The 1,910-nt window shown below is 56.9% G+C and carries 2 protein-coding genes; both read right to left on the bottom strand.

Translation table 11 applies throughout. The features are described 5' to 3' along the window. Positions 1 to 21: 21 nt before the first annotated feature. Positions 22 to 1,035 (bottom strand): sulfate ABC transporter substrate-binding protein, encoded by a 1,014-nt coding sequence (locus tag OC610_RS26680; RefSeq protein ID WP_264432220.1) that lies wholly within the window; start codon positions 1,033 to 1,035, stop codon positions 22 to 24. A 150-nt stretch (positions 1,036 to 1,185) separates the two neighbouring features. Further along, complete coding sequence (gene oscA, locus OC610_RS26675; RefSeq protein ID WP_003186967.1) at positions 1,186 to 1,368, bottom strand: sulfur starvation response protein OscA; 183 nt, start codon at positions 1,366 to 1,368, stop codon at positions 1,186 to 1,188. Positions 1,369 to 1,910 lie beyond the last annotated feature (542 nt).

The raw sequence follows: 1,910 nt of genomic DNA, 5'->3' as shown, positions 1-1,910 counted from the left end.
TGAATTGCGCGCTATTCCAGCTTACTGCGCCTGATAGATCTGGTCGAACACACCACCATCGTTGAAGAATTTCGGCTGAGCCGTTTTCCAGCCGCCGAAGTCCTTGTCGATGGTCACCAGTTCCACTTTCGGGAACTGCCGGGAATACTTGGCTGCCACGTCCTTGTCACGCGGGCGATAGAAGTTCTTCGCAGCAATTTCCTGGCCGGCCGGGCTGTACAGGTGCTTGAGGTACGCTTCGGCGATCTCGGCATTACCCTTTTTCTCGGCATTTTTGTCCACCACCGCCACCGGCGGTTCGGCGAGGATAGACAGCGACGGCACGACGATGTCGAACTTGTCGGCGCCACCCTCTTCTTTCAGCGCCAGGAAGGCTTCGTTTTCCCAGGCCAGCAACACGTCACCCTGGCCGTTGTTGACGAAGGTGATGGTCGAGCCACGGGCGCCGGTATCGAGGACCGGCACGTGCTTGAACAGCGCTTGCACGTATTCCTTGGCCTTGGCCTCGTCGCCACCGTTGGCTTTCAGGCCGTAGGCCCAGGCCGCGAGGAAATTCCAGCGAGCGCCGCCAGACGTCTTCGGGTTCGGCGTGATGACCGACACATCATTCTTGATCAGGTCGCCCCAATCCTTGATGCCCTTGGGGTTGCCCTTGCGCACCAGGAACACGATGGTCGACGTGTAGGGCGTGCTGGCGTCCGGCAGGCGGGTTTGCCAATCCGCCGGCAGGGATTTGCCCAGCTTGGCGATTTCGTCGATATCACCGGCCAAGGCCAGGGTGACCACATCGGCCCGCAGCCCATCGATCACCGCCCGGCCTTGCTTGCCCGAGCCGCCGTGGGATTGCTGGATCTTCACGCTATCGTCCGGATGGGCTTTCTTCCAGAAATTGACGAATTCGGCGTTGTAGTCCTGGTACAGCTCGCGGGTCGGGTCGTAGGACACATTGAGCAGCTCGTAATCCTTGGCGACGGCGGAACCTGCAAAAACAGCGCTGGCCAGGGCGGCCAAGGCATAACGGCGAATCGACGACATGGTGAAAGCTCCTGGAATTCTGGTTTTCTTATGGCTTCTGGAAATTCGTTTGGCTTGTAGAAAGAGATCGGAGCCTTCGGCGGCTCCTACGCCAAGCCCCCCTGTAGGAGCTGCCGAAGGCTCGGGCCGCGTTCGGACGATCTTTTAATTTCAAGACGGCTTATGACTCGGTTGTTGCAAGCGGAATTTTTCCTTGCGTTCGATCTGGACCACCTGGGCGTTGTGCACGGTGATCTCCACCGCGCCAAAGCGCAGGTCACGCAAAGCACTCTGGATCTCGCGCAAAATGGTTGCTTCGTCCTGGCCGTCAACGCTACGTAGGGATGCGCTCATGCTGCTGCTCCTTTGAATGATTGCCTGGCAGTGGGCGGCACTGCTTGCGGCGTGGGAGCAATACTAGATAAAGCGAGATATTCTTAAAAAGACTATTTAAGAATTTTTATATAACCAAAATGATGTTTGGATTTTGGTGTCCTACAACGGGCGTAATGGCGGGTCTTTTTACCTGCCATGTCGTCGGAGATTTCCTTCAATACGTGGTGCCTTTGATGAACTAGGCAGCACTGCCGAGCACCGCTAACCTCTGATCGTCATCGCAAAAAACGGTGACACGGACGTGCAAGTCCGAGTAAAACACCACCCCTTGATGCCTCTAGCCATTCGTGGCGCATTTGCGCCCGTGTTTTATGGCGGCTGTGTTCGGGAGATCTTCGGATCTGCCGAGTTTTGGGTAGGGTTGCTCGGTCTTGCACACTCGCACACAGCTGCCACCCTTCATTGCGTGCAAGCGATCCAGGGCGGTTCTCTATGGAAACCTTCCCATGTTCAAACCTACGCCAAATCCGCCGAAAAACGGCCCTAAATCCCGCGTCGAG

It is taken from the genome of Pseudomonas agronomica, assembly GCF_025917275.1.
Lineage (GTDB): Bacteria > Pseudomonadota > Gammaproteobacteria > Pseudomonadales > Pseudomonadaceae > Aquipseudomonas > Aquipseudomonas agronomica.
This window is presented reverse-complemented; position numbering and strand designations above follow the sequence as displayed.